The sequence below is a fragment of the Nocardioides sp. S5 genome (genome assembly GCF_017310035.1).
In the GTDB taxonomy this organism is placed as follows: domain Bacteria; phylum Actinomycetota; class Actinomycetes; order Propionibacteriales; family Nocardioidaceae; genus Nocardioides.
This window is the reverse complement of record NZ_CP022296.1, coordinates 1790664-1809636: the sequence shown is the minus strand read 5'-3', so window position 1 is coordinate 1809636 and position 18973 is coordinate 1790664. Positions and strand designations below refer to the sequence as shown.

The window sequence follows — 18973 nt, the reverse complement described above, 5'->3', positions numbered from 1 at the left end:
TCACCTCACCGTGACGAGGAGCAGGACGCCGATCGCGAGCACCGCGACGGCCTGGATGTAGTACTGGTGCAGCTGGCCGGTCTGCGGACGACGTGCGAGCCGGCCGAGGCGGCGAAGCTGCGCAGCGAGCCCCTCGACCGCCCCATCGAACCACCGGTCGTCGTCCCGTGCCGCACCAGCCGCGGCCCACAAGGACGCCTGGGACGTTGCCTCGACCGCACCGTCCAGCACCCGGTCGTCGAAGGTCGCTGCCCGACGCGCCAGACCGAGCGCGGCCGCGGCGGACCCGGCCACGCCACGGTCCAGGACGCGGTCGTCGAAGCGCGCCAGCGCCTCTGCCAGCGCGAGGGTCGGGCTTACGACGAGGGCCTGTGTTGCGCGCTCGAGGCCCAGCCAGGCCAGGGCCCAGCCCGGCTCCGGCACCGGACGCCACCACACGAGCGCCAGTACCCCCAGGGCGATCACGACCGACGCGGCCATCTCCAGCGGCGTCGGGTGGAGCGGCTCCTCGCCGAGTGCACGGGTGAGCGTGTCGCCGAACGGCGGCAGCGCGAGCACTCCGAGCACCACCGCGCCGAGCGCGAGGGCGACCAGCGGCGCCTGCTCCAGCATGCCGACGTGGCGGGTGCCCGGCTCCTCCTCGTCGAGATGCGCCTCGACCTCGGCATGCTCCCGCTCGGGCAGCTGTCGCCACAGGATCACCAAGATCTTGCCGGCGTACGCCGCCGACAGCGCGGCCGCGGCGAGGCCGATGGTGTAGAGCCACGGTGACTCCGCCAGCGCCGCGGCGAGGACCGCGTCCTTGGTCGCCCACAGTGCCAGCGGGGCGACGCCCGCGAGGGACAGCGCTCCGGCGGTGGCGGCCCAGCCGACCAGTCGCCACCTCCGAGCTACGCCGCGCAGGCCGGCGAGCTGCTTGGTGCCGAGCGCGGTGAGCCAGGCCCCGGCGGCGAGGAAGAGCAGGGCCTTGGTCGAGGCGTGGGCGACGAGGTGTGCCGCTCCCCCGCTCACCGAGGCCAGCCCGGCGCCCATGACCACGAACCCGAGCTGGGCGGAGGTGGAGGCGGCGAGGAGCTGTTTGAGGTCCTGCTGCGCCACGGCGACGGCGCCGAGCAGCAGCGCGGTGAGTGCGCCCACCCAGGCAGCAGCCGGCGCGGCCCAGCCCGTCGAGGCCAGCAGCGGCTCGGTGCGCAGCAGCAGGTAGCCACCCATCGCGACCATGGCCGCGGAGTGCAACAGTGCACTGACCGGGCTCGGACCCTCCATCGCGCGCGACAGCCAGAACGAGAACGGCAGCTGGGCCGCCTTGCCGAGAGCTGCGACCAGGACACCCGCCGCGACGACGTGGCGCCACCCCTCGCTGGCTGCGGGCAGGTCGCCCAGTGCCAGGCCGGCTCCACCGGCGAGCGCCGCACCGGCCGCGACGTACAGCCCGACGTCCGCCGTGCGCGTGGTCACGAACGCCGTGGTGCCGGCGGAGACCCGGTGGTCATCGCGCCACCAGAACCCGATCAGCGCGAACGACGTCGCGCCCATCACCTCCCAGGCGAACAGCAGCGCAAGCAGCGTCTCAGCTGTCGCCGTCAGGAGCGCGGCGGAGGCAAAGAGCAGCATCAGCCCGTGGAACCGGGCCTGTGACTCCCGGATCTCGCCAGCCGAGAACACCAACACGAGCAGGGTCACGACCGCCACCGTCGGTGTGACCAGCGCAGACAACGCGTCCACCCCTAGGGCGAGATCGCTGCCGGCCATAAACGGCGCCGACACCCTCGGCCGTTCGAGGGCGACCACCACCGACAGTGCGGCTGTGGTGAGGGCCGTGGCCAGCGACACGGCAGCCGCCGCCCGCTCGAGCCGTGAGAGGGCGAGCCCTCCGCCCACCACGGCGGGCAGCAGAACGAGCAGCCAGAGAGCGATCTCAAACATGGACCCGGTCACCCCGACAGGTCCGTGGCCATGTCGGTCATGTCGGCACCACGCTCACGATGCAGCAGCGTGGCGACCGCGAAGCCCATCGCCATCTCCACTGTCATCGCGGCGATGATCACCATGAGGAGGACCTGCCCGGTCGGGTCGGGCGCAAGGAACCACCAGACGCCGGCCGCGGCGAGGATGACAGCGTTGATCATCAGCTCCAAACCCATCATCACCATCACCACGACCTGCTGAGAGATCGCGCCGTACAGCCCGACGCTGAAGATCGCCGCGGCGACGAGCAGGGTCGCCTCGAGGGTCATCGACCGACACCTCCCGGCTGAGGATCGTCTGCCGGACGCTGCTTCAGGTCATCGCCCAACCGGTCGTAGCGCGTGCGGTGCGCGGCCAGCACGACGCCAGCCACGATCGTGGCGACCATGACCGGACTGATCACCGCCATCACCAGCATCTTCGGACCCATCAACGACTCCCCCAACGCCATCGTGACGTCCGACGGTGGGCTGCCCCGGCGGGCAGGCCAGTCCACCATCAGGATGCCTATCGCGAGCGCCAGGAACGTGGTCACTGCGACGGCGACGGCGGTCCTGTTGCCGTGCACCATGCTCATCGGCATCAGTGCCGGGTTCATCCCCATGAACATGACCATGTAGACGGCCATGATGGCCATCTCCATGACCATCATCAGGATCGTCACCACGCCGACGTAGTTCTGCTGCAGGAAGAGCACCTGCAGGCCGACCGCGACGAACGACAGGGCGAGGGCGTACGTCGCGCGCGCCATCGAGTCGACGTAGAAGACCGCAGCGCCGCCGAGCACCGCGACGAGCCCGATCCCCCAAAAGGCGATGTCAGTGAGCACGTTCAAGACCTCCCGACAGCGATGACGGCGACGACCAGATCCTGCACCAGCACGGCCGGAAGCAGCACCACCCAGCCCACCTCCATGAACTTGTCCGGCCGGAAGACCGGCAGCCGCCGCCGCAGCCAGACCAGAACCGCGAGAAGGGCAACGGTCTTCACCAACACCCAGGCCCAGTCCGGCAGCAGCGGGCCCGCACCGCCCCCGAGGAACATCGGCACCGCGAACGCCGCGCCGGCAGCCAGCAACGCGTAACGCCCCACCTCGAACACCAGCCGGTCCACGCCCGACAGCTCCGCTCGTGCCCCGCCGGCGACGTCCGTGCCGATGGCCGGGGAGAACGGTCCCCACACCGCGAAGGCGGCGACCCCGAGCAGGTAGACGAGGAACGCCACCGGCATCCAGACGGCAAACCAGAGTCCGTCCTGTGCCGCCGCGACCCTGCCGACGTTCAGGCTCTCGGCAGCGATCGCCGGAGCGACCAGGGCGAACATCAACGGAAGCTCGTAGCCCAGCCCGTGTGCCAGGAACCGGTAGCCGCCGACGAGCGAGTGCGCCGAGTTCGCGCCCCACCCGGTCAGCCACACCAGCGCCCAGACCATCACGTCCATGGCGTTGAACCACATGACGCCTACGTCGAGATCGAAGATGGTCCACTCCCCCAGCGGCACGACCGTCACCATCAGCGCCGCCGTCACCAGCAGCCCGGCCCCCCCGATGCGCCACAACAGCCCGTCGGCCTCGACGGTGGTACGACGTCGCTGACGCATCAGCCGGGCCGCCTCACCGAACGGCCGGACCAGCCCGCCCATCGTCCCGCCCGGCCCGCCCCCCGCACGCGCGGCGAGGGCGCCGTCCAACATGGCAGCGGTTAGGGCCAACACACCGAGAATGGCCAAGCCGACGATCGCCCAGCCGGGTGCCACGGTGGTGATCGGCGAGTCCGTCATCGGCATCGGGTCAGCCATGGGACACCTCGTGCTCCGCCTGTCCGGCGAGCAGCTCGTGGATGTCGAGGCTGGCGAGGACCAGACGTGCCGTGGCCAGATCCAAACCCATGACCAGATGTGCCAGGTGGTCGGTCGAGAGTGTCCGGCCGGCGTCGTTCGTCCGAGTGCCGGTGTTGCCGGCGGCGGTCGCGGCAACACCGGCGACCGCCCGGTCCAGCATGCCGATCAGCCGGTCGTAGGTGTCACCGACCGCGTCGGCCGGCAACCCCCGGGCGTGCGCGTCCTCGTCGCTCAGCCGCCTGACGCCTCGGAGCGACCAGCGCAACGTCCACGAACGACGGACGCTCCGGCGCAGACGCTCGAGTTCCGACCCCGCCGCTCCGTCCCCGGGCTCCAGAGCGGTGTCGCGGATCCTTCGGGCCTCTGCCGCGGCGTCGTCCCACCCCGCCAACGCCAAGAGCGAGGCGATGTTGTCGATGCCGCGCGCTGACCCGATGACGTCGTCCTCTTGGCGGGGAGGCCCGTCGACGACCTCGGCCTGTGCCTCGACGATGACATCGCCCTGCAGCGAGCAGCGCAACACCAGACCGGCCGGCCAGTGCGGCAGAACAGGCCCGAAACGCACCTGCAAGACGTCCATCTCGAGGCCGTCGCGGTCCTCACCGCCCTCCGCGAGCGGAATCCCTCCCGGGGACATCTCCATGTCGCCATGGCCTTCGTGGCCGCCGTGGTCCATGCCTTCGTGGCCGCCGTGGTCCATGCCTTCGTGGCCGCCGTGGTCCATGCCTTCGTGGCCGCCGTGGTCCATGCCTTCGTGGCCGCCGTGGTCCATGCCTTCGTGGCCGCCGTGGTCCATGCCTTCGTGGCCGCCATGACTCTCGGCTCCAGGTCCGGCCTGCTCGGCGAGGAGTTCGGAGGCGGTGGGTCGCTGCTGCGCGTCGCGGCGGTGGTGGTCGGTGTCGATCAGGCCGGTGTGTGCTTCGTCCAGTCGAGCACCCACCTCGTCGCCCCCGTGAACGTCCACGCGGACCCGTGGTCCTGGCATCTGGTGCCAGACGACCTCGATCGCCTTCGCGAGCCCCGGCCCGGGTTCGCCGCACACGACGAGTATGTCGGCGTCCGCGGGTGAGACGGCGAGACGCCATCCTCGCGCGAACAGGCTGCGCTCCGCCGCCATTCGCGTGCGCCACGAGCCCGGCACCTCGACGACCAGAGCGTGAGCGTGCCGAGAAGCGCTCCGTGCGATCGCGTCACTCAGACCCAACGCAGTGCCCCCTCCCGCCATGCCCAGAGCACGGCGACGAACAAGGCAGCCAGGAAGAGGAACATCTCGACGACCGCGGTCACGCCGACCTGTGCGACGACGACCGCCCAGGGGTACATGAACAGCATCTCGACGTCGAAGGCGAGGAAGATCAGCGTGGCGAGGTACCACCGCACGTGGTACCGCGACAGTGCGTGCTGCGCGGGGGCCCAGCCCGACTCGAACGGAAGCACGTTCAGCGAGTCTGGCGCTACGGCGGTGAGCCTGTGCAGCGCGTACAGCCCGAGTACGAGCGCCCCAACGGCGCCCGCCATGACGACAACCCCTGCGTACATGACTCTCCTCTCGGGTTCAGATCCTCACCACGGGCTGGTCACCTGTCGAGCAGTGAACAATGCGCGGTACCTCAGGGGCTGGCTTCGAAGTCCGGGACGGCGCGCTGCTTGGCCTCTTCCTCGGTGGTGGCGGCACCGTTCTTCTCGATGTCCTCGATCAGCCACTTCATCTCGGCGATCTCGATGCGCTGAGCCTTGATGATCTCGTCGGCCAGCTCGCGCACACGCACGTCTTCGATCTCGGACCGCTCGCTGGTGAGGATCGCGATCGAGTGGTGCGGGATCATGCCCTTCATGTAGGACTCGTCCTGCACAAACGTTTGCGACCGGGACAGCCACAACGCGGAGCCTCCCACGACGAGCGCGGCCACGATGATGGCGACGTTGACCTTGACGTTCTTGTACATCATCCCCCACATGAAGCCGAGCATGATGATCGCCATCGCCGACCCCATGAGGATCGCCATGTAGACCCGCTCCTCGCTGAACGTCATGTGCGACCAGGTGAACGCGTTGGTATAGGTGAGCATGAACATCGTCACCGTCGACGTGGTGATCATAGCCGCGAAGATGAGGTACATCTTGCGCTCGTGCTTCTTGTGCTCCTCGTGCTCGAAGGACTGGTTCTGATCAGACTTCGTGGTCATGCTGGGACTCCTCTCATCGGGGACACGTACGTACCCCCACCGACGGTTGTTACACCCGTCCTTGTCGGCGGCAACCCGCGCAGTGGTTCCGCCCGCGCCTATCGGCCGGCGTTGCGTCCGGATTTCGGCGTCTGCCCGCTCGGTCTGCGCCATCTCGATCGCGCCCTCGTGGTGCTGCCGTACGTGGTGCTAGCGGGGCTGATCGCCCAACGCTTCTGGTCCTACTGGTCCACCCTGCTATGAGAGGCCGAACATGATGGGCGGCGCGCAGAACGCCATCCTCGACGGGTGGATGTTGATCGCACCGCTCATTGCGTTCGCTGCTGGCATGTAGTCCTTCTTTCACGCCGTGTTCCTTGCCGCTGGTCCCCGGTTACTGTCGTACGTCGCCGGGATGGCCGGCACTGAATCAGAGGTCACTCGCGAGCTCGGCGAAGGCGCGCGAGCGCCCCGCTCCAAGTTGCGTGCTCTCACCACACTTCACCTCTACCGCGACCGTGCTCGGCGCGGGCCCATGGAATCGAAGAGCTCCAGCCGTAGCTCGCGTAGACCTCATCCAGCCAGACATTCTGGCCCGCGATCACAAAGCTGAGCGGTTTCCAGATCGAGCTCACCACTTCGCCTTGGACACCACGTAGAGCGCAACGCCGGTGCCGATGGTAGCGATCAGTCCGAGGATGATGGTGGAGAGGCCTGTGCCGTCCATCTCGTCACACTCCCGCGTATGAGTGAAGGCCGGGGATCCACAAGTTGACCCCGAAGAAGTTGAACAGGAATGCCGAGAAACCGGCGATGGCCAGCCAGCCAGCGCGTCGCCGCCAACCGACGGTCGAGAGCGCGTGTAGGTGCGCGGCGTAGAACACCCAGGTGATGAACGCCCACGTCTCTTTGGGGTCCCATCCCCAGTAGCGACCCCAGGCGTTCTCGGCCCACACAGCACCGGCGATGACGGCGAAGGTCCAGATCGGGAATGCCACCAGGTGCACCGTGTAAGCAAGGTCGGAGTAGTGATCGTCCTCCTCTTTGCCCCTGCGCTGGCGCACCAGGTGGGCGATGGTGGCCAACGCTCCGACGGTGAACAGAGCCCCTGCGGCGATCGCCGCCACCACGTGGATGACGAGCCATCGCGAGTTCAGGACAGGCACCAGGTCGTCCACGGGGGTGTACAGCGAGGTGACAGACACGCCCAGCAGCAACAGGACCAGTGCAACCGTCCAGGGCGAGAGGCTTCCTACGGACCGTTGACGGCCGTAGGCCAGGAAGGCCACGGCCACAGCCGCCGACCCGGTCAGTCCAAACTCGTACATGTTTCCCCACGGTGCCCGCCCCGCCGCGACTCCTCGCGCGACGACGGCCAGACACAGGAGGATGGTGCCGATCACCATCACGGCACCTCCTGCACGGCCCAGCTGGGCAGCGCCCCGGCGGGGCGCGGGACGTGCGCTCGCGTCGTCTCCCGGCGGGGCGAGCACGAGCCCCGGCCTGGACAGCGTCACAAGCGTGACGGGCCTGCTGCGCGACACGGCCGCAGCAATCGCGAATACGACGAGGGCGAGCATGAAGACGCCGAGTGCGGATGTCACGAGACCATCCGACAGGCGCGCTGCGTCGAACCACGTCATTCTTCCTCCTTGTGCTGACCGGCACCTGCCGGCGGCAGGCCGATGGTTGCCGCGAGGTCTTGCAGCAGGCCGGGCGGTACGGGGCGGCGCGACAGGGACCGTCCGGCGAGTTCGATGGTGCCGTCGTCGTTGCGGCGCACCCAGATCCGCCTGCGGGGGATCCCGAGCGATGCCGTGAGCCCGACCATCAGGAGGATGGCGGCGACCAGCGAGACCTCCTTGCCAGGGTCCCGGGCGATCTGGAAGTTGGCGAAACGAGAGAGCCCGTCGAACGTCACGGATCCGAGGCCGTCCGGCAGTCGTACGCTCTCCCCAGGGGCAAGCGACACGCGCCACGGCTTGCCGTCCGCGTCGCGCACCTGCTCGAGGTCGGTGAAGTCGAGCTCGTAAACCGACTGGGCGTTTCCGTCATCGAGCCCCAGGTCGCCGGTGTAGGCCACGAACTGCACGATCGGGTTCACCATGTCCGGATAGGCGGAGACCCCCATGCCGTTGGGGCCCTCGACGGCCGTGGGAAGGAACAACCCCCGCAGCGCCAAGGACGTTGGGCGTGCATCTGGCGCCTTCACGACACCGTCGGAGGTGAATGCCTGGTCCACTGGCAAGAAGATGATCGGCCCGGAGACCGCGACATCGCCGTTGCCGTCCCGCACCGTCACTTCTGGCGCGTACCCGTGGCCGGTGAGGAAGAACTTGGTCCCATTGATGTCGAGAGGCCGGTTGGGGCGGATCGTGAACGAGCCGTCGCCTTCTTCGACGCTGTCATAGGAGACCGCTGCCTCGAAGTTCCGCGGCTCCCCGAAGCGGACCCCCTCGGTCTCGAACTCCGCCGCGAAGTCTTCGAGTGTCAGCTCCAGAGGTTCCAGGCCGGCAAGGTCGGCCCACGGTGCTGGCGCCAGGGCGTCGTAGGAGGAAGTGACGTTGGCGAACGTGGTTCCCTCCACCAGGGCAACGCGACCCTCGTAGCCGAACAGCTTGCCGCCGGCGATGCCGAAGAGAAGTACCAGCAGCGAGAGATGGAACGCAAGGTTGCCGAGCTCCCGCAGGCGGCCCTTCTCTGCGCGCACCTCGTTCTGCGTGCGCGTCACGCGGAACCGCCGGTCACGAAGGTGGGCGACTGCGCTATCAAGGGCATCGTCCGGCCGCGCGACTGGACCATCGTGATGGCCAGCCTCTCGCGCCAAGTGACGCGGGCTCGGCGGCGGAGCAGCCCTGTACTCACGCCACAGTTGGGCCGACCGCGGCACGACACAGCCGGTCATGGACACCAGAAGGAGCACGTAGACGGCAGCGAACCAGGGAGCGCTGAAGACGTTGAACAGGAAGAGGCGGTCCAGCCACGGCGCTAGATCGGGGTACGCACGGTAGAAATTCGCCACCGCAGCCGGGTCACTGGCGACTCCGCGCTGCGGCAACAAGGAGCCGGGGACGGCGGTGAGGGCGAGGAGTACGAGCAGCACGATGGCGGTGCGCATCGAGGTGAGACGGCGCCACGCCCAGCGTCCCCAAGCCGACACCTCCGAGGGGCGCGGTCGGTCTGGCTCATTAGGCTCCCTCGGACGGGACCGGTGGGCCTCTTCCGATCCGAGCTCGTACTTAGCCGGCGCGACATCCACCGTGGAATACTATCCTGTTTAGTAGATCGGGTTCTCAGGGCCCGGGTGGTCATGCTCGCACCCCACCCACCCGGTCACAACCCGTCATCCCTTGAGGCGCCCATGGGACGGGAACGTCGGCACCGTGGCGACCAAGAGCAACCGAGGAGCAGCGTTGCGTTCCCTAGACAAGCATTCTGACGGCGAGCGCGACCGACCCCCCTATTCGGAGCGGTTGCGCGTCCCGATCCGGTGGTGGGTTCAGTGGTCCGTGATGGTCGCAAGCTTCTGGTTGGCCATGATCGTCGTCGTTCCCGAGCGTCTCGCGTGGATCGTGACAGCCGTGCTCACAGCCACCATGGCCACCCTTCTCAGCTCCTATGGGTCCCCCAGGATCGTCGTGACCGCTCGGTGGCCCTATGCCGGGCAAGCTCGGATTGAACGACGTCACCTGGGCCGGATCACAGCGTTGGACGCGAGCGAGATGCGATCGTGGGCTGGCCCAAAGGCAAGTGCATGCGCATACCTTCTGTTGCGTCCCTACATCTCGACCGGCGTTCGGATCGACATCAACGATCCGCAGGATCCCACGCCGTACTGGCTCGTGAGCTCTCGCCGGGCCTCGGCTCTCGCAGCAGTACTCGGGAGCGATGGAGGTCGAGTTCAGCAGCATCCCTGAGGCCCCGACGCGACTCCCAGACCGCCTATTGGTCCCGATAGTCTGACGCAGACGGTCCCCCACCGGGTGACTCAACCGAGGGGCACGTGAGCAGCGGCAAACAGAGAAAAGGCACGCCAGAAACTGGAGCGCGAGGAGCGGGATCGCGCGCAGGTGGGGCTGCCGTCAAGTCGAGGTCTCCGCGTTTACCGACTTCCTCAAGGCTGAATGACGCAAGAGCTCTGGTCGATCGACCCGCTCGAGCGGGCCCATCGTTCGAGCGGGTCAATTGAGGAGATCAGGCGCCACCGCCCTGTGGTGGTGGTAGGTGGGGAGGGGGGGCGGTGGTGGTGGTCATGTCGTTCCGAACCCCGACGACTGATCAGGCTCGTCGGTGCGGTCCTCATCGACAGGCACGACGAAGGGGTTGCGGGCACCGGCCGCCACGTATCCGAGGGGTCCATGGCGATGCTCAGCGAAACCATGCATACCAGTGATCGCGCCGCCATCGAGAGGCGCAAGTAGGGCACCGAGGATCACCTCAAAGCCCGCAGGCACCGTCGCAACAACTGAAGTGCCTGGGAACTCGTGACCAGGTGGCTGCCTAAGATGGTGCCCATGCTGGAGCTTCGAAGACCGGCCTCGGTCCGCGGCCCGAGTTACGCGCTCGCCGCGGTGGCCATCGCGCTGTTCGGCCTTCTGTCCATGCACGGCTGGGGTTCCCATACCGGCACTCACTCCATGAGAGCGATGCCCGAGAGCGCGAACGTCATGATCGCCGCGAGCGACCCCATCTGGCATGACCACTCCGGACGGGACGCCAGTGCCCCGGATATCTCCGAACAGATCGTCGCTGGTCACGTAGCGGGATGGGATTCCGGGGAGCCCGTCAGCGAGAGCGGAGTTGGGGCTTTTGGCCTCTGCCTAGCCGTGCTGGCCGGCCTGCTGTGGGGAATCGCCCTTCTGCTCGAACGTAGGGGCGTCCGCATCCCTCGCACCCTGCAGCCCACGTGGCAGTTCCCACTGTTCATCGGGCGCGACCGCGACCCGCCCGACCTCGGCATGCTGTGTGTGATCCGCTGCTGACAGGCCTCCGCCACGAGGCGCCCATCCTTTGAGCGGCTCGAGTTTCGCCTACCCAGACACCCGATCACACAGATGGAGAAACACTCATGCGCAAGTCGCTGATTACCGCCGTCCTGGCGGCGTCGTTGTTCATCCTCGCTGCCTGTGGCAACGAGGATGAGGCTGATACCGCCGGCGGGTACAACGACGCCGACGTCACATTCGCCCAGGAGATGATCCCCCACCACCAGCAGGCCATCGAGATGGCAGGACTCGCCGAGTCACGCGCGGAAAGCGAGGAGGTCAGGGAGCTCGCCGCCGACATCGAGGCAGCGCAGGGTCCTGAGATCGAGACACTGACCGGGTGGCTGGAGTCATGGGGCGAGGACGTCCCCGACGAGGGCATGTCGGGCATGGATCACGGCGACATGTCGTCCGACGACATGACTGGGATGATGACCGACGACGAGATGGCCGACCTTGAGGCGACATCCGGCGCCGAGTTCGACCAGATGTTCCTGACCATGATGATCGAGCACCACGAGGGTGCGATCGAGATGGCCCAGACCGAGCAGTCTGAGGGTGAGTTCCCCGAGGCGGTCGCCATGGCCGAGGAGATTGAAGCGACGCAGGCAGAAGAGATCCAGACAATGCAGGACCTGCTGAACTCCTGATCTCGTTCCTGGAGCCGGGCAGGGCGGAGCCAATCCGCCCGCCCGGCACCACATCTCCCCCGGAGCCGCCGTCATGAAACGACCCAACGCCGCCCTCACTGCCGTCCTCCTCGGCGCCGCTCTTCTAACGGGCGCCTGCGCTAAGGGCACCACAACGACAGCGCCCACCGCCGATGAGGACACGAGCGTCGGCCACATCCATGGTCTCGGCGTCGACCCGGCCGACGACAGCCTCTACGTCGCCACCCACTTCGGCCTCTTCCACATTGACGAGAGCGGTCGGCCGAGCCGCGTCGCCGACCGGTACCAGGACACGATGGCGTTTACCGTCGTCGGCCCCGGCCACTTCCTCGGAAGCGGGCACCCGGACCTCACTGAGGACCTGCCCGCTCATCTGGGCCTGATCGAGTCCACCGATGCCGGAGAGACCTGGACGCCGCTCGCCCTCCAAGGCGAGGCGGACTTCCACATCCTCGAGCCCGCCGGTGATGCCCTCTACGCATACGACGCCACCTCAGGCCGCCTGCTGCGAACGGAGGATCGGAAGAGCTTTGACGAGGTGTTCCAGGGCCCCCTGATCAGCGTCGCGGCCGTCGACGAGAGCGTCCCGCTGACCGCGACCAACGGCAACGGCCGACTCGTCAGCATCGACGCCGGGTCCGGCGAGACCCGTGAGCTCGGCGGACCGCCCATGATGTACCTCGACACCACTGCGGACGGGACCCTGGCCGGTATCGACCCCAACGGCGTCGTCCAGGTCAGCACCGACACCGGTCGAACCTGGCGAGAGGTCGGCTCGATCGATGGTCAACCGGCCGCGTTCACCATCAGCGACCAGGGCTGGTACGCCGCAACCGAGACGGCCGTCTACCAGTCAACTGATGACGGAGACGCCTGGTCCCGCGTGCTGTGAAAGGGTCGCGGGAGGACGAGGAAGCGCCAGGCGTCGCACCGTCGCGGTGCTCCCACCGCACGTCGCGGGTGCACCACGCGTGAAAGAGCTGCGGCGAAAGCCGCTCCGATCAGATGCTGGCCGCGGTCTGACGTCCCGGCGCGTGCGCCCGCTCCTTCCGCCAGCCGTAGCGGGTCAAACCCTTGGGTTTGTAGATGTTCAGCACCAAGATGCCGAGCAACAGCACCAGCCCAATGACGGCATGAGCGATGTCGCTGCTCATCATCAGCAGGTCCTCGTCGTCCGCGACGCGGGCGATGTCAGCTCGGGCGCTGACGTCGGGCATGTGAGAGACCAGCACCGCGGTCAACAAAGCCGTGCCGACCAGCGAGATCACCACCCAGTAGTGCCGAAGCAAGCCCCACTTCGTCACCGCTCCCATCACCACTCCGGTGAGCAGCGCGCCTGCCGCGAGCGGCACTACCGCGTACCAACCCACCAGGTCCATCGCGATCCACGCCGCACGGACTACCTCGGGGTCTTCTGTCGCGGGTACTGCGAACGCCAGCGCGAGGTACGCGCAGACGGCGCCAATCCAGCCGACCGAGCACCCCAGGTGCACCGCTAGCAGCAGGCGCCGGCAGGGCCGTGGGACGGTCACTGCCACGCCTGCAACCCAGCTATCCCAGCGGGTGCGGAATGCGACGCACCATGGCGGCCGGGCCCGTGCTCCCCACCCACCACGAGCATGGTCAGCACGGCAACGACGACCGCAGCGAGCAGTCCCAGAAGGAGGTACTTGACCCAGGACGGCATCTTCGGAGGTACGTCGTCGTCGTGAACCGTCCTCCCGCTTGGCCGCTTGTCGTCATCGGCGGCCATCAAGAACTCGTCCCTTGTTCACTCGAGATGGGGTCTTGGTCACATCCACATAATGTCAGTTGTTGCGACGAGGCGTATGGCCGAGCGGGGTCGGGCTGACACGATTTCAGCCCGCGACACTCACCAAGCACGCAGCGGAGTCGTGGGTTTTGATGCGGTAACTGGCGCCGACCTGCACGAATGCTGGCGGGCGATATTGCTCGGTCTTGCTCGCTGTCGGCCGCTCGGGCCCAAGGTGCGGAGTTGACGACTGAAGAGCGACCGCAGCTGGGTCACCGACCCAAGCCTGGGGACAAGCCAGTCTGCGTGGTCACCATGGCCTGTCCTCGTGTCGACGTTCACGTGGACACATCGGCCCGTCGCGGGGCGGGACAATGGGGGTTCATCGTTCTCCGGTTCTATGTTCTCGACCCCGGCATAAAGGCTGCCGTCCAGAACCGCACGAATGAAGTTCGCGGCAACACGCTTGGTGCGGTGCTCGGCTCAGACGCCTGCACCCAGAACTTCACGCACAAGCCGGGCGATCTCTACGTCCTCGGCGGCGGTCACGACTACCGTTGAGGCTGTTGAAGTCTCACCCCCAATGATCGCGTCTGCCCGCGCTGCGTCGTTCGCACCGGCGTCGAGCGCCACGCCGAGATGGCTGAGTCGCTCGGCAGCCGCGGCGCGGACCTGAGCGGAGTGCTCGCCCACACCGCCAGTGAAGACCAGGACGTCGAGCCCGCCGGCGCTCGCGGCCATCGCGCCGATCTCGCGCACCAGCGTGTGCACGTAGACGTCGAAGGCGAGGGCACAATCGGGATCGCCGCGAGCCCGGCCGCTGAGCACCTCACGCAGGTCGCCGGAGGTGCCGGACAGACCCCGCAGGCCCGACTCCTGCTCGAGCGCCGCGGTGAGCGTGTTCACGTCGAGGCTGCCACGCTCGAGGAGCCACGTCACCAAGCCGGGGTCGATCGAACCCGAACGGGTGGCCATCACCAGGCCGGCGAGCGGTGTGAAGCCCATCGTGGTGTCGACCGAGCGGCCGGCCCTCACCGCTGCCAGCGAGGCGCCGGCGCCCAGATGGCAGCTCACGATCCGCAGCTCGTCGAGGGGACGACCGACGAGGTTCGCGGCCCGACGGACCGCCCACGCGTGGGACAGCCCGTGGAAGCCGTAGCGTCGCAGATGCCACCGATGGTTCCACTCCCGGGGCAGAGCGTAGGTGCGCGCAGCGGGGCTTAGCGTGGCATGAAAGGCGGTGTCGAACGCGGCGACCTCTGGTACGTCGAGGAGCCGGGACACCTCGCGGATGCCGGCGACCGCTCGCGGCTGGTGAAGCGGGGCCAGGTCGGTGATCGAGGCCAGGTACTCAACCACTTCCGGATCGAGGACCACCGGCCCAGCGAACCGGGGACCACCGTGGACCACTCGATGGCCGACCGCGGAGATCTCCTCGCAACCCTCGAGGAAGTCGGCGATCGGCTCGACGTGGCCGGCGCCTTGCCAGCGTTCGACGGTCGTGCCTGCCACGCGATGATTGTGCCCGTCCAGCACGGCGAGCTTCAGGCTCGACGAGCCAGCGTTGACCACCAACACCCGGTCGGAGATCACCGTCCCTCAACCCTCGAAAACTTCGGTCTCGGCCTCGGTGTCACCATGACCGGGTGCTCCTCTGATAGCCACTGCCACTCGCGCATCCTTGGCAGGTCCTCGCCTTGCTCGCGGACGTGGCGCTTGTGCTCCATCAGCTTGTGGGGGTGCGCAGAGACGACACTCAGCCGCGGGACGCTGTCGGTCACGCGCTCGGGGCGGTAGCCGTGCGGTGACCGCAGCACAATCGTCGCCCACCGGGCACGCGCGGACGCCAACTCCGTGATTTCGCCGGGGTGAACTGCCCCCGGGACGTCACGGATCCCGCCCGGGCAGAGTTCGAGCGTCGCCGCTAACACCTGGTGCGCTTCGGCTGGGTTGTCGACGGACACAACGCGCGGGGTGTGCCAGCAGCCCCGCAGTAGCGCGTCGACGTCGTTGGGAAGTCGCTTAAGAATTGTGGGGTTGGCGATCTTGCAGCCGTTGAGGTGCAGCATCGGTAGCACCGCCTCAAAGCTGATGCGGGCACGGACCTCACTGTAGGTGTCCTGCAACCCGGCGCACGCCACCTGGCCCGCATTGCCGTGTCCGGCCCGATGACCTGCACCACTTCCATGTCCCGAGCTATGTCCGCCACATTGAGGTGAGCGTAGACAGCGTTCGTGCCCGGCGTCGTGCCGCAGTGGTTGAGCAGTCGTCGTTTGCCGTGCCCGGCGACGATCGGCTCGCAACTCGTCTCCCAGGGGTAGATCTGTCCGACGCTGAGGTCGTCGGCTGCCCGCCACCACGTGTCGATATGGCGCAGCTCGTCGCCGTCGAGCGGTCCGGTCCCGGTTTCAATAGTGGCGGTGGTGTGCGCCATTCGGTGCTCCTCTCGCTCCCCGCGGCGTCGCGTACCGCGCCTCAGCGAGGCTAGTCGCTACCACTGTGCCGCCGACAGGCACCAAGTCACTCGAAGAGAGGCATTAGCCCGCGGCGCCCTCGGCCGGCCTCGTTCAGCCGAGGATGGGCGGCGACGGCAGTCGGGACTCGGCTCCGGATCCCATGCTTCGACCGCGAGCAGGAATGGAGCAGGTTCGGTGGGAGACCGTCGGCTGCTCAGAGAAACGCTCCGTCGTGTTGCAGGCCCCACCCGGCCAAAGGTGGCGGGTCCGACTGCTTCCCTAGTTGGCGGCGGTGGCGTACGTGTCGGGCTCAGCGCGGAATTGGTCCGCGCAGTGGGTGGAGCAGAAGTAGAACGTGCGGCCGCCGTGCTCGGCGGACGCTGCCGCGGACGTCGGATCGATGCTCATCCCACAGACGGGGTCGGTGGCGCTCTCGGACATGGTGATCTCCTTTTCTTCGTCGCCTCCCACCTCCACCACCGGGTCGGTGGCTCGAATGTCGGCGACGTCGTGGACTGGTTGTGGGGTGAATCCGCGCAGCCGGTTGGCGTTGGCCACGACGGACAGCGAAGACAGCGCCATGGCCCCAGCCGCGATCATCGGGCTCAGTGTCCAGCCGAAGGTCGGGTACAGAGCCCCCGCGGCGATCGGGATCCCCAAGCCGTTGTAGAGGAATGCGAACACCAGGTTCTGCCGGATGTTGCGCATGGTGGCGCGCGAGAGGTCCACTGCCGTGACGAGCCCAGACAGGGCCCCGGAGATCAAGGTGATGTCGGAGGACTCGATCGCCACGTCGGTACCGGTGCCGATGGCGGAGCCGACGTCTGCCTGCGCCAATGCCGGGGCGTCGTTGATCCCGTCGCCGACCATGCCGACAATGCGGCCTTCTCCTTGGAGGCGCTTGACCTCCCGAGCCTTGTGCTCGGGCATGACCTCGGCCACCACCCGGTTGATTCCCACCTGACGGGCGATCGCGGCGGCTGTCGCGCGGTTGTCGCCGGTCATCATGACGACCTCGATGCCGCGCTGCACGAGCGCCGCCACCGCCGCTGCTGAGCCGTCCTTGAGCGTGTCCGCGACCCCGATTACACCCGCCGCGTCACCATCCACGGCCGCCAACATCGGGGTCTTGCCGTCGGCGGCGAGGAGCTGGACGTCGCGCTGGAGGGCTTGGATGTCGATGCCGGCCCCCGTGAGCAGGCGGTGGTTGCCGACCAGCACCTCGCGGCCCTCGACGAGCGCGCGCACGCCTTGCCCTGTCACCGAGTCGAAGGCTATGACTTCGGGAAGGTCCAGGTCCCGGGCGTGGGCGCCCGCGACGATGGCTGCGGCCAGTGGGTGCTCTGAGGAGCGCTCAACTGCAGCGACGAGAGCGAGGAGCTGGTCCTTCGTGTACCCACCTGTGGGGCGAACGTCGGTCAGCGCGGGTGTGCCCTTGGTGATCGTTCCGGTCTTGTCGAGCACGACCGTGTCGAGCTTGTGGGCGGTTTCCAAGGCCTCCGCGGATCGGATCAGGATCCCTGCGGTGGCCCCCTTGCCAGTGCCCACGGTGATCGACAGCGGTGTGGCCAGTCCGAGTGCGCACGGGCAGGCGATGATCAGGACGGAGACGGCGGCGACGAGGGCGAAGACGAAGGCGGGCGGCGGCCCAACGAGCGCCCAGATGACGAAGGTCCAGATCGCGATGCCGATGACGGCAGGGACGAAGTAGCTGGACACCCTGTCCACCAGACGCTGGATGGGCGCCTTGGACCCCTGGGCCTGGCGCACCAGGTTGATGATCTGAGCCAGCATGGTGTCGGCCCCGACCTTGGTGGCGTTGTACCGGAAGGTTCCGGTCTGATTGATCGTGGCCCCGATGACGGCGTCGCCGGGCTTCTTGGTGACCGGGATCGGTTCTCCGGTGACCATCGACTCGTCGACCGACGAGCTGCCCTCGAGGACCTCCCCGTCCACGGGCAGCTTCTCGCCCGGTCGAACCACCACGACGTCGGCGAGCCTGACGTCGTCGATGGCCACCTCCAGCTCCACGCCATCTCGGACGATCCGCGCGGTCCGCGGTTGCAGGCCGATCAGGGTCCTGATCGCCTCGCCGGTGCCGGCCTTGGCCTTGGTCTCCAGGAGCCTGCCGAGCAGGATCAGGGTGATGATGACCCCGACGGCCTCGTAGTAGACCTCGCGGACGTCCTGAGGCAGGACGCCGGGGACGAACGTCACCACGAGGCTGTATCCGAAGGCCGCGATGGTGCCCAGCGTGATCAGGGAGTTCATGTCGGCGCTGCGGTGCGCCAGTGCCAGCCAGCCTGTCTTGTGGATCGGCCAGCCGGTGTAACCCATCACCGGGCTGATGAGTGCCAGCTGGAGCCATGGGTTCATCAGCAGGTCCGGCACCCAGGTGACGTCGAAGAACTCGGTGAGCATGACCGCCAGCAGCACTGGAACAGTGAGAACCGCACCGAAGACCACCCGGCGACGCAGATCCGTGATCTCGGCTGCGCGCTCCCGCTCCTCAGCGTCCCCCTCCGACTCCGGCTGCGTCGACGACCCATGCATGGAGCCGACCGACCCGTCACCAGCTCGCGGAACTCCGGTCGCCGAAGTTGCCGGACCAACGGTGCTGACGGCTGGCTCGACACTATCGGCCGTTGGATCCGACCGGACCAGGACAGCCGTGACGCCCAAGGGGTCGGCGCTGGGAGAGGTGGCGCTCGACGCTGCCGCGACGCGGAGGCGGCCGTGCAGCATGTTCATGCCGCAGGCGAACTCGAAGTCACCAGGTTCGGTCGGCGTGAACTCCACTGCAGTGGTGGCGTAGGCGGGCAAGGTCTGGTTGATCTTGAAGTCCGCAAACACCACGCGGGAGGAGCAGTCGCCGCTCTCCTGCCGGTCGAAGAGTAGCCGCACCGGCGTTCCGGCCTGCACCTCGACCAAGCTGGGGCTGTAGCCGCCCTTCACGGTGACGGTGGCGACTTGTACGCCATCGCTGAGGTCTGCCCGTCGGCTGCTCTTCGGGCCGAAAAAGTACCAGCCGAGAAGGGCAGTCAACGCGGCTGCTGCCCCCACGACGAGCCAATCTTGCACGCTCATGACTTGTTCACACCTCCCGGCTGCCGCGGCAACCGCTCTCATACCCCGT

At 67.7% G+C, this 18973-nt stretch carries 18 protein-coding genes; 5 read left to right on the top strand and 13 right to left on the bottom strand.

Annotated features, from left to right (window positions below; all coding sequences use genetic code 11):
• Genes CFI00_RS09045 through CFI00_RS09025 form a run of 5 tightly spaced genes read right to left on the bottom strand, consistent with a single transcriptional unit; the run spans position 1 to position 4483 of the window.
• Positions 1–1926 carry a proton-conducting transporter membrane subunit gene (locus CFI00_RS09045; protein ID WP_207084841.1) on the bottom strand — a complete coding sequence of 642 codons (1926 nt, stop codon included), beginning with the start codon at positions 1924–1926 and terminating at the stop codon, positions 1–3.
• An 8-nt stretch (positions 1927–1934) separates the two neighbouring features.
• Positions 1935–2237: an NADH-quinone oxidoreductase subunit K gene (locus CFI00_RS09040; RefSeq protein WP_207084840.1), complete on the bottom strand. Its 303-nt coding sequence runs from the start codon at positions 2235–2237 to the stop codon at positions 1935–1937.
• Positions 2234–2797, bottom strand: coding sequence for an NADH-quinone oxidoreductase subunit J (locus CFI00_RS09035; RefSeq protein WP_207084839.1), 564 nt, complete (start codon positions 2795–2797; stop codon positions 2234–2236). Before CFI00_RS09035 ends, CFI00_RS09040 begins: the two co-directional genes overlap by 4 nt.
• A 2-nt stretch (positions 2798–2799) precedes the next feature.
• On the bottom strand, positions 2800–3765 hold the full coding sequence (locus CFI00_RS09030; RefSeq protein ID WP_207084838.1) for a complex I subunit 1 family protein: 966 nt from the start codon (positions 3763–3765) through the stop codon (positions 2800–2802).
• Complete coding sequence (locus tag CFI00_RS09025) at positions 3758–4483, bottom strand: hypothetical protein (RefSeq protein ID WP_207084837.1); 726 nt, start codon at positions 4481–4483, stop codon at positions 3758–3760. Before CFI00_RS09025 ends, CFI00_RS09030 begins: the two co-directional genes overlap by 8 nt.
• Between CFI00_RS09025 and CFI00_RS09020 the strand changes: the two genes are divergently transcribed.
• Entirely contained in the window at positions 4457–4876 is a 420-nt protein-coding gene (locus CFI00_RS09020; protein ID WP_207084836.1) for a hypothetical protein, read from the top strand. The genes CFI00_RS09025 and CFI00_RS09020 overlap by 27 nt on opposite strands.
• Positions 4877–5001: 125 nt before the next feature.
• Here CFI00_RS09020 and CFI00_RS09015 read toward each other — a convergent pair whose 3' ends face one another.
• The 4 genes from CFI00_RS09015 to CFI00_RS09000 form a co-directional block, all read right to left on the bottom strand.
• Positions 5002–5325 carry an NADH-quinone oxidoreductase subunit A gene (locus CFI00_RS09015; RefSeq protein ID WP_277988376.1) on the bottom strand — a complete coding sequence of 108 codons (324 nt, stop codon included), beginning with the start codon at positions 5323–5325 and terminating at the stop codon, positions 5002–5004.
• Positions 5326–5417: 92 nt separating this feature from the next.
• Positions 5418–5993 (bottom strand): DUF305 domain-containing protein, encoded by a 576-nt coding sequence (locus tag CFI00_RS09010; protein ID WP_242532755.1) that lies wholly within the window; start codon positions 5991–5993, stop codon positions 5418–5420.
• 710 nt (positions 5994–6703) lie between these two features.
• Positions 6704–7615 (bottom strand): cytochrome c biogenesis protein CcsA, encoded by a 912-nt coding sequence (gene ccsA, locus CFI00_RS09005; RefSeq protein WP_207084834.1) that lies wholly within the window; start codon positions 7613–7615, stop codon positions 6704–6706.
• Positions 7612–9090 carry a cytochrome c biogenesis protein ResB gene (locus CFI00_RS09000; protein WP_207084833.1) on the bottom strand — a complete coding sequence of 493 codons (1479 nt, stop codon included), beginning with the start codon at positions 9088–9090 and terminating at the stop codon, positions 7612–7614. Before CFI00_RS09000 ends, ccsA begins: the two co-directional genes overlap by 4 nt.
• Before the next feature lie 265 nt (positions 9091–9355).
• Here CFI00_RS09000 and CFI00_RS08995 point away from each other — a divergent pair, with 265 nt between their 5' ends.
• From CFI00_RS08995 to CFI00_RS08980, 4 genes are all read left to right on the top strand, one after another.
• Positions 9356–9889: a DUF3093 domain-containing protein gene (locus CFI00_RS08995; protein ID WP_277988364.1), complete on the top strand. Its 534-nt coding sequence runs from the start codon at positions 9356–9358 to the stop codon at positions 9887–9889.
• A 597-nt stretch (positions 9890–10486) separates the two neighbouring features.
• Positions 10487–10954 (top strand): DUF6153 family protein, encoded by a 468-nt coding sequence (locus tag CFI00_RS08990; protein WP_207084832.1) that lies wholly within the window; start codon positions 10487–10489, stop codon positions 10952–10954.
• An 86-nt stretch (positions 10955–11040) separates the two neighbouring features.
• Positions 11041–11607: a DUF305 domain-containing protein gene (locus tag CFI00_RS08985; protein WP_191281073.1), complete on the top strand. Its 567-nt coding sequence runs from the start codon at positions 11041–11043 to the stop codon at positions 11605–11607.
• A 73-nt stretch (positions 11608–11680) separates the two neighbouring features.
• Positions 11681–12520, top strand: a complete 840-nt coding sequence (locus CFI00_RS08980; RefSeq protein WP_207084831.1) for a F510_1955 family glycosylhydrolase — start codon at positions 11681–11683, stop codon at positions 12518–12520.
• A 109-nt stretch (positions 12521–12629) separates the two neighbouring features.
• Here the strand turns inward: CFI00_RS08980 and CFI00_RS08975 are convergent, their stop codons facing one another.
• The 4 genes from CFI00_RS08975 to CFI00_RS08960 form a co-directional block, all read right to left on the bottom strand.
• Positions 12630–13166, bottom strand: a complete 537-nt coding sequence (locus CFI00_RS08975) for a DUF2269 domain-containing protein (protein WP_242532754.1) — start codon at positions 13164–13166, stop codon at positions 12630–12632.
• A gap of 698 nt (positions 13167–13864) precedes the next feature.
• Complete coding sequence (locus CFI00_RS08970) at positions 13865–14893, bottom strand: acetate/propionate family kinase (protein WP_242532753.1); 1029 nt, start codon at positions 14891–14893, stop codon at positions 13865–13867.
• Positions 14894–14970: 77 nt separating this feature from the next.
• On the bottom strand, positions 14971–15450 hold the full coding sequence (locus CFI00_RS08965; protein WP_242532752.1) for a hypothetical protein: 480 nt from the start codon (positions 15448–15450) through the stop codon (positions 14971–14973).
• Between the two features lie 666 nt (positions 15451–16116).
• The gene (locus CFI00_RS08960) at positions 16117–18900 is read right to left on the bottom strand and encodes a heavy metal translocating P-type ATPase (protein ID WP_242532751.1); all 2784 of its coding nucleotides are present in this window, start codon (positions 18898–18900) and stop codon (positions 16117–16119) included.
• Positions 18901–18973: the final 73 nt, after the last annotated feature.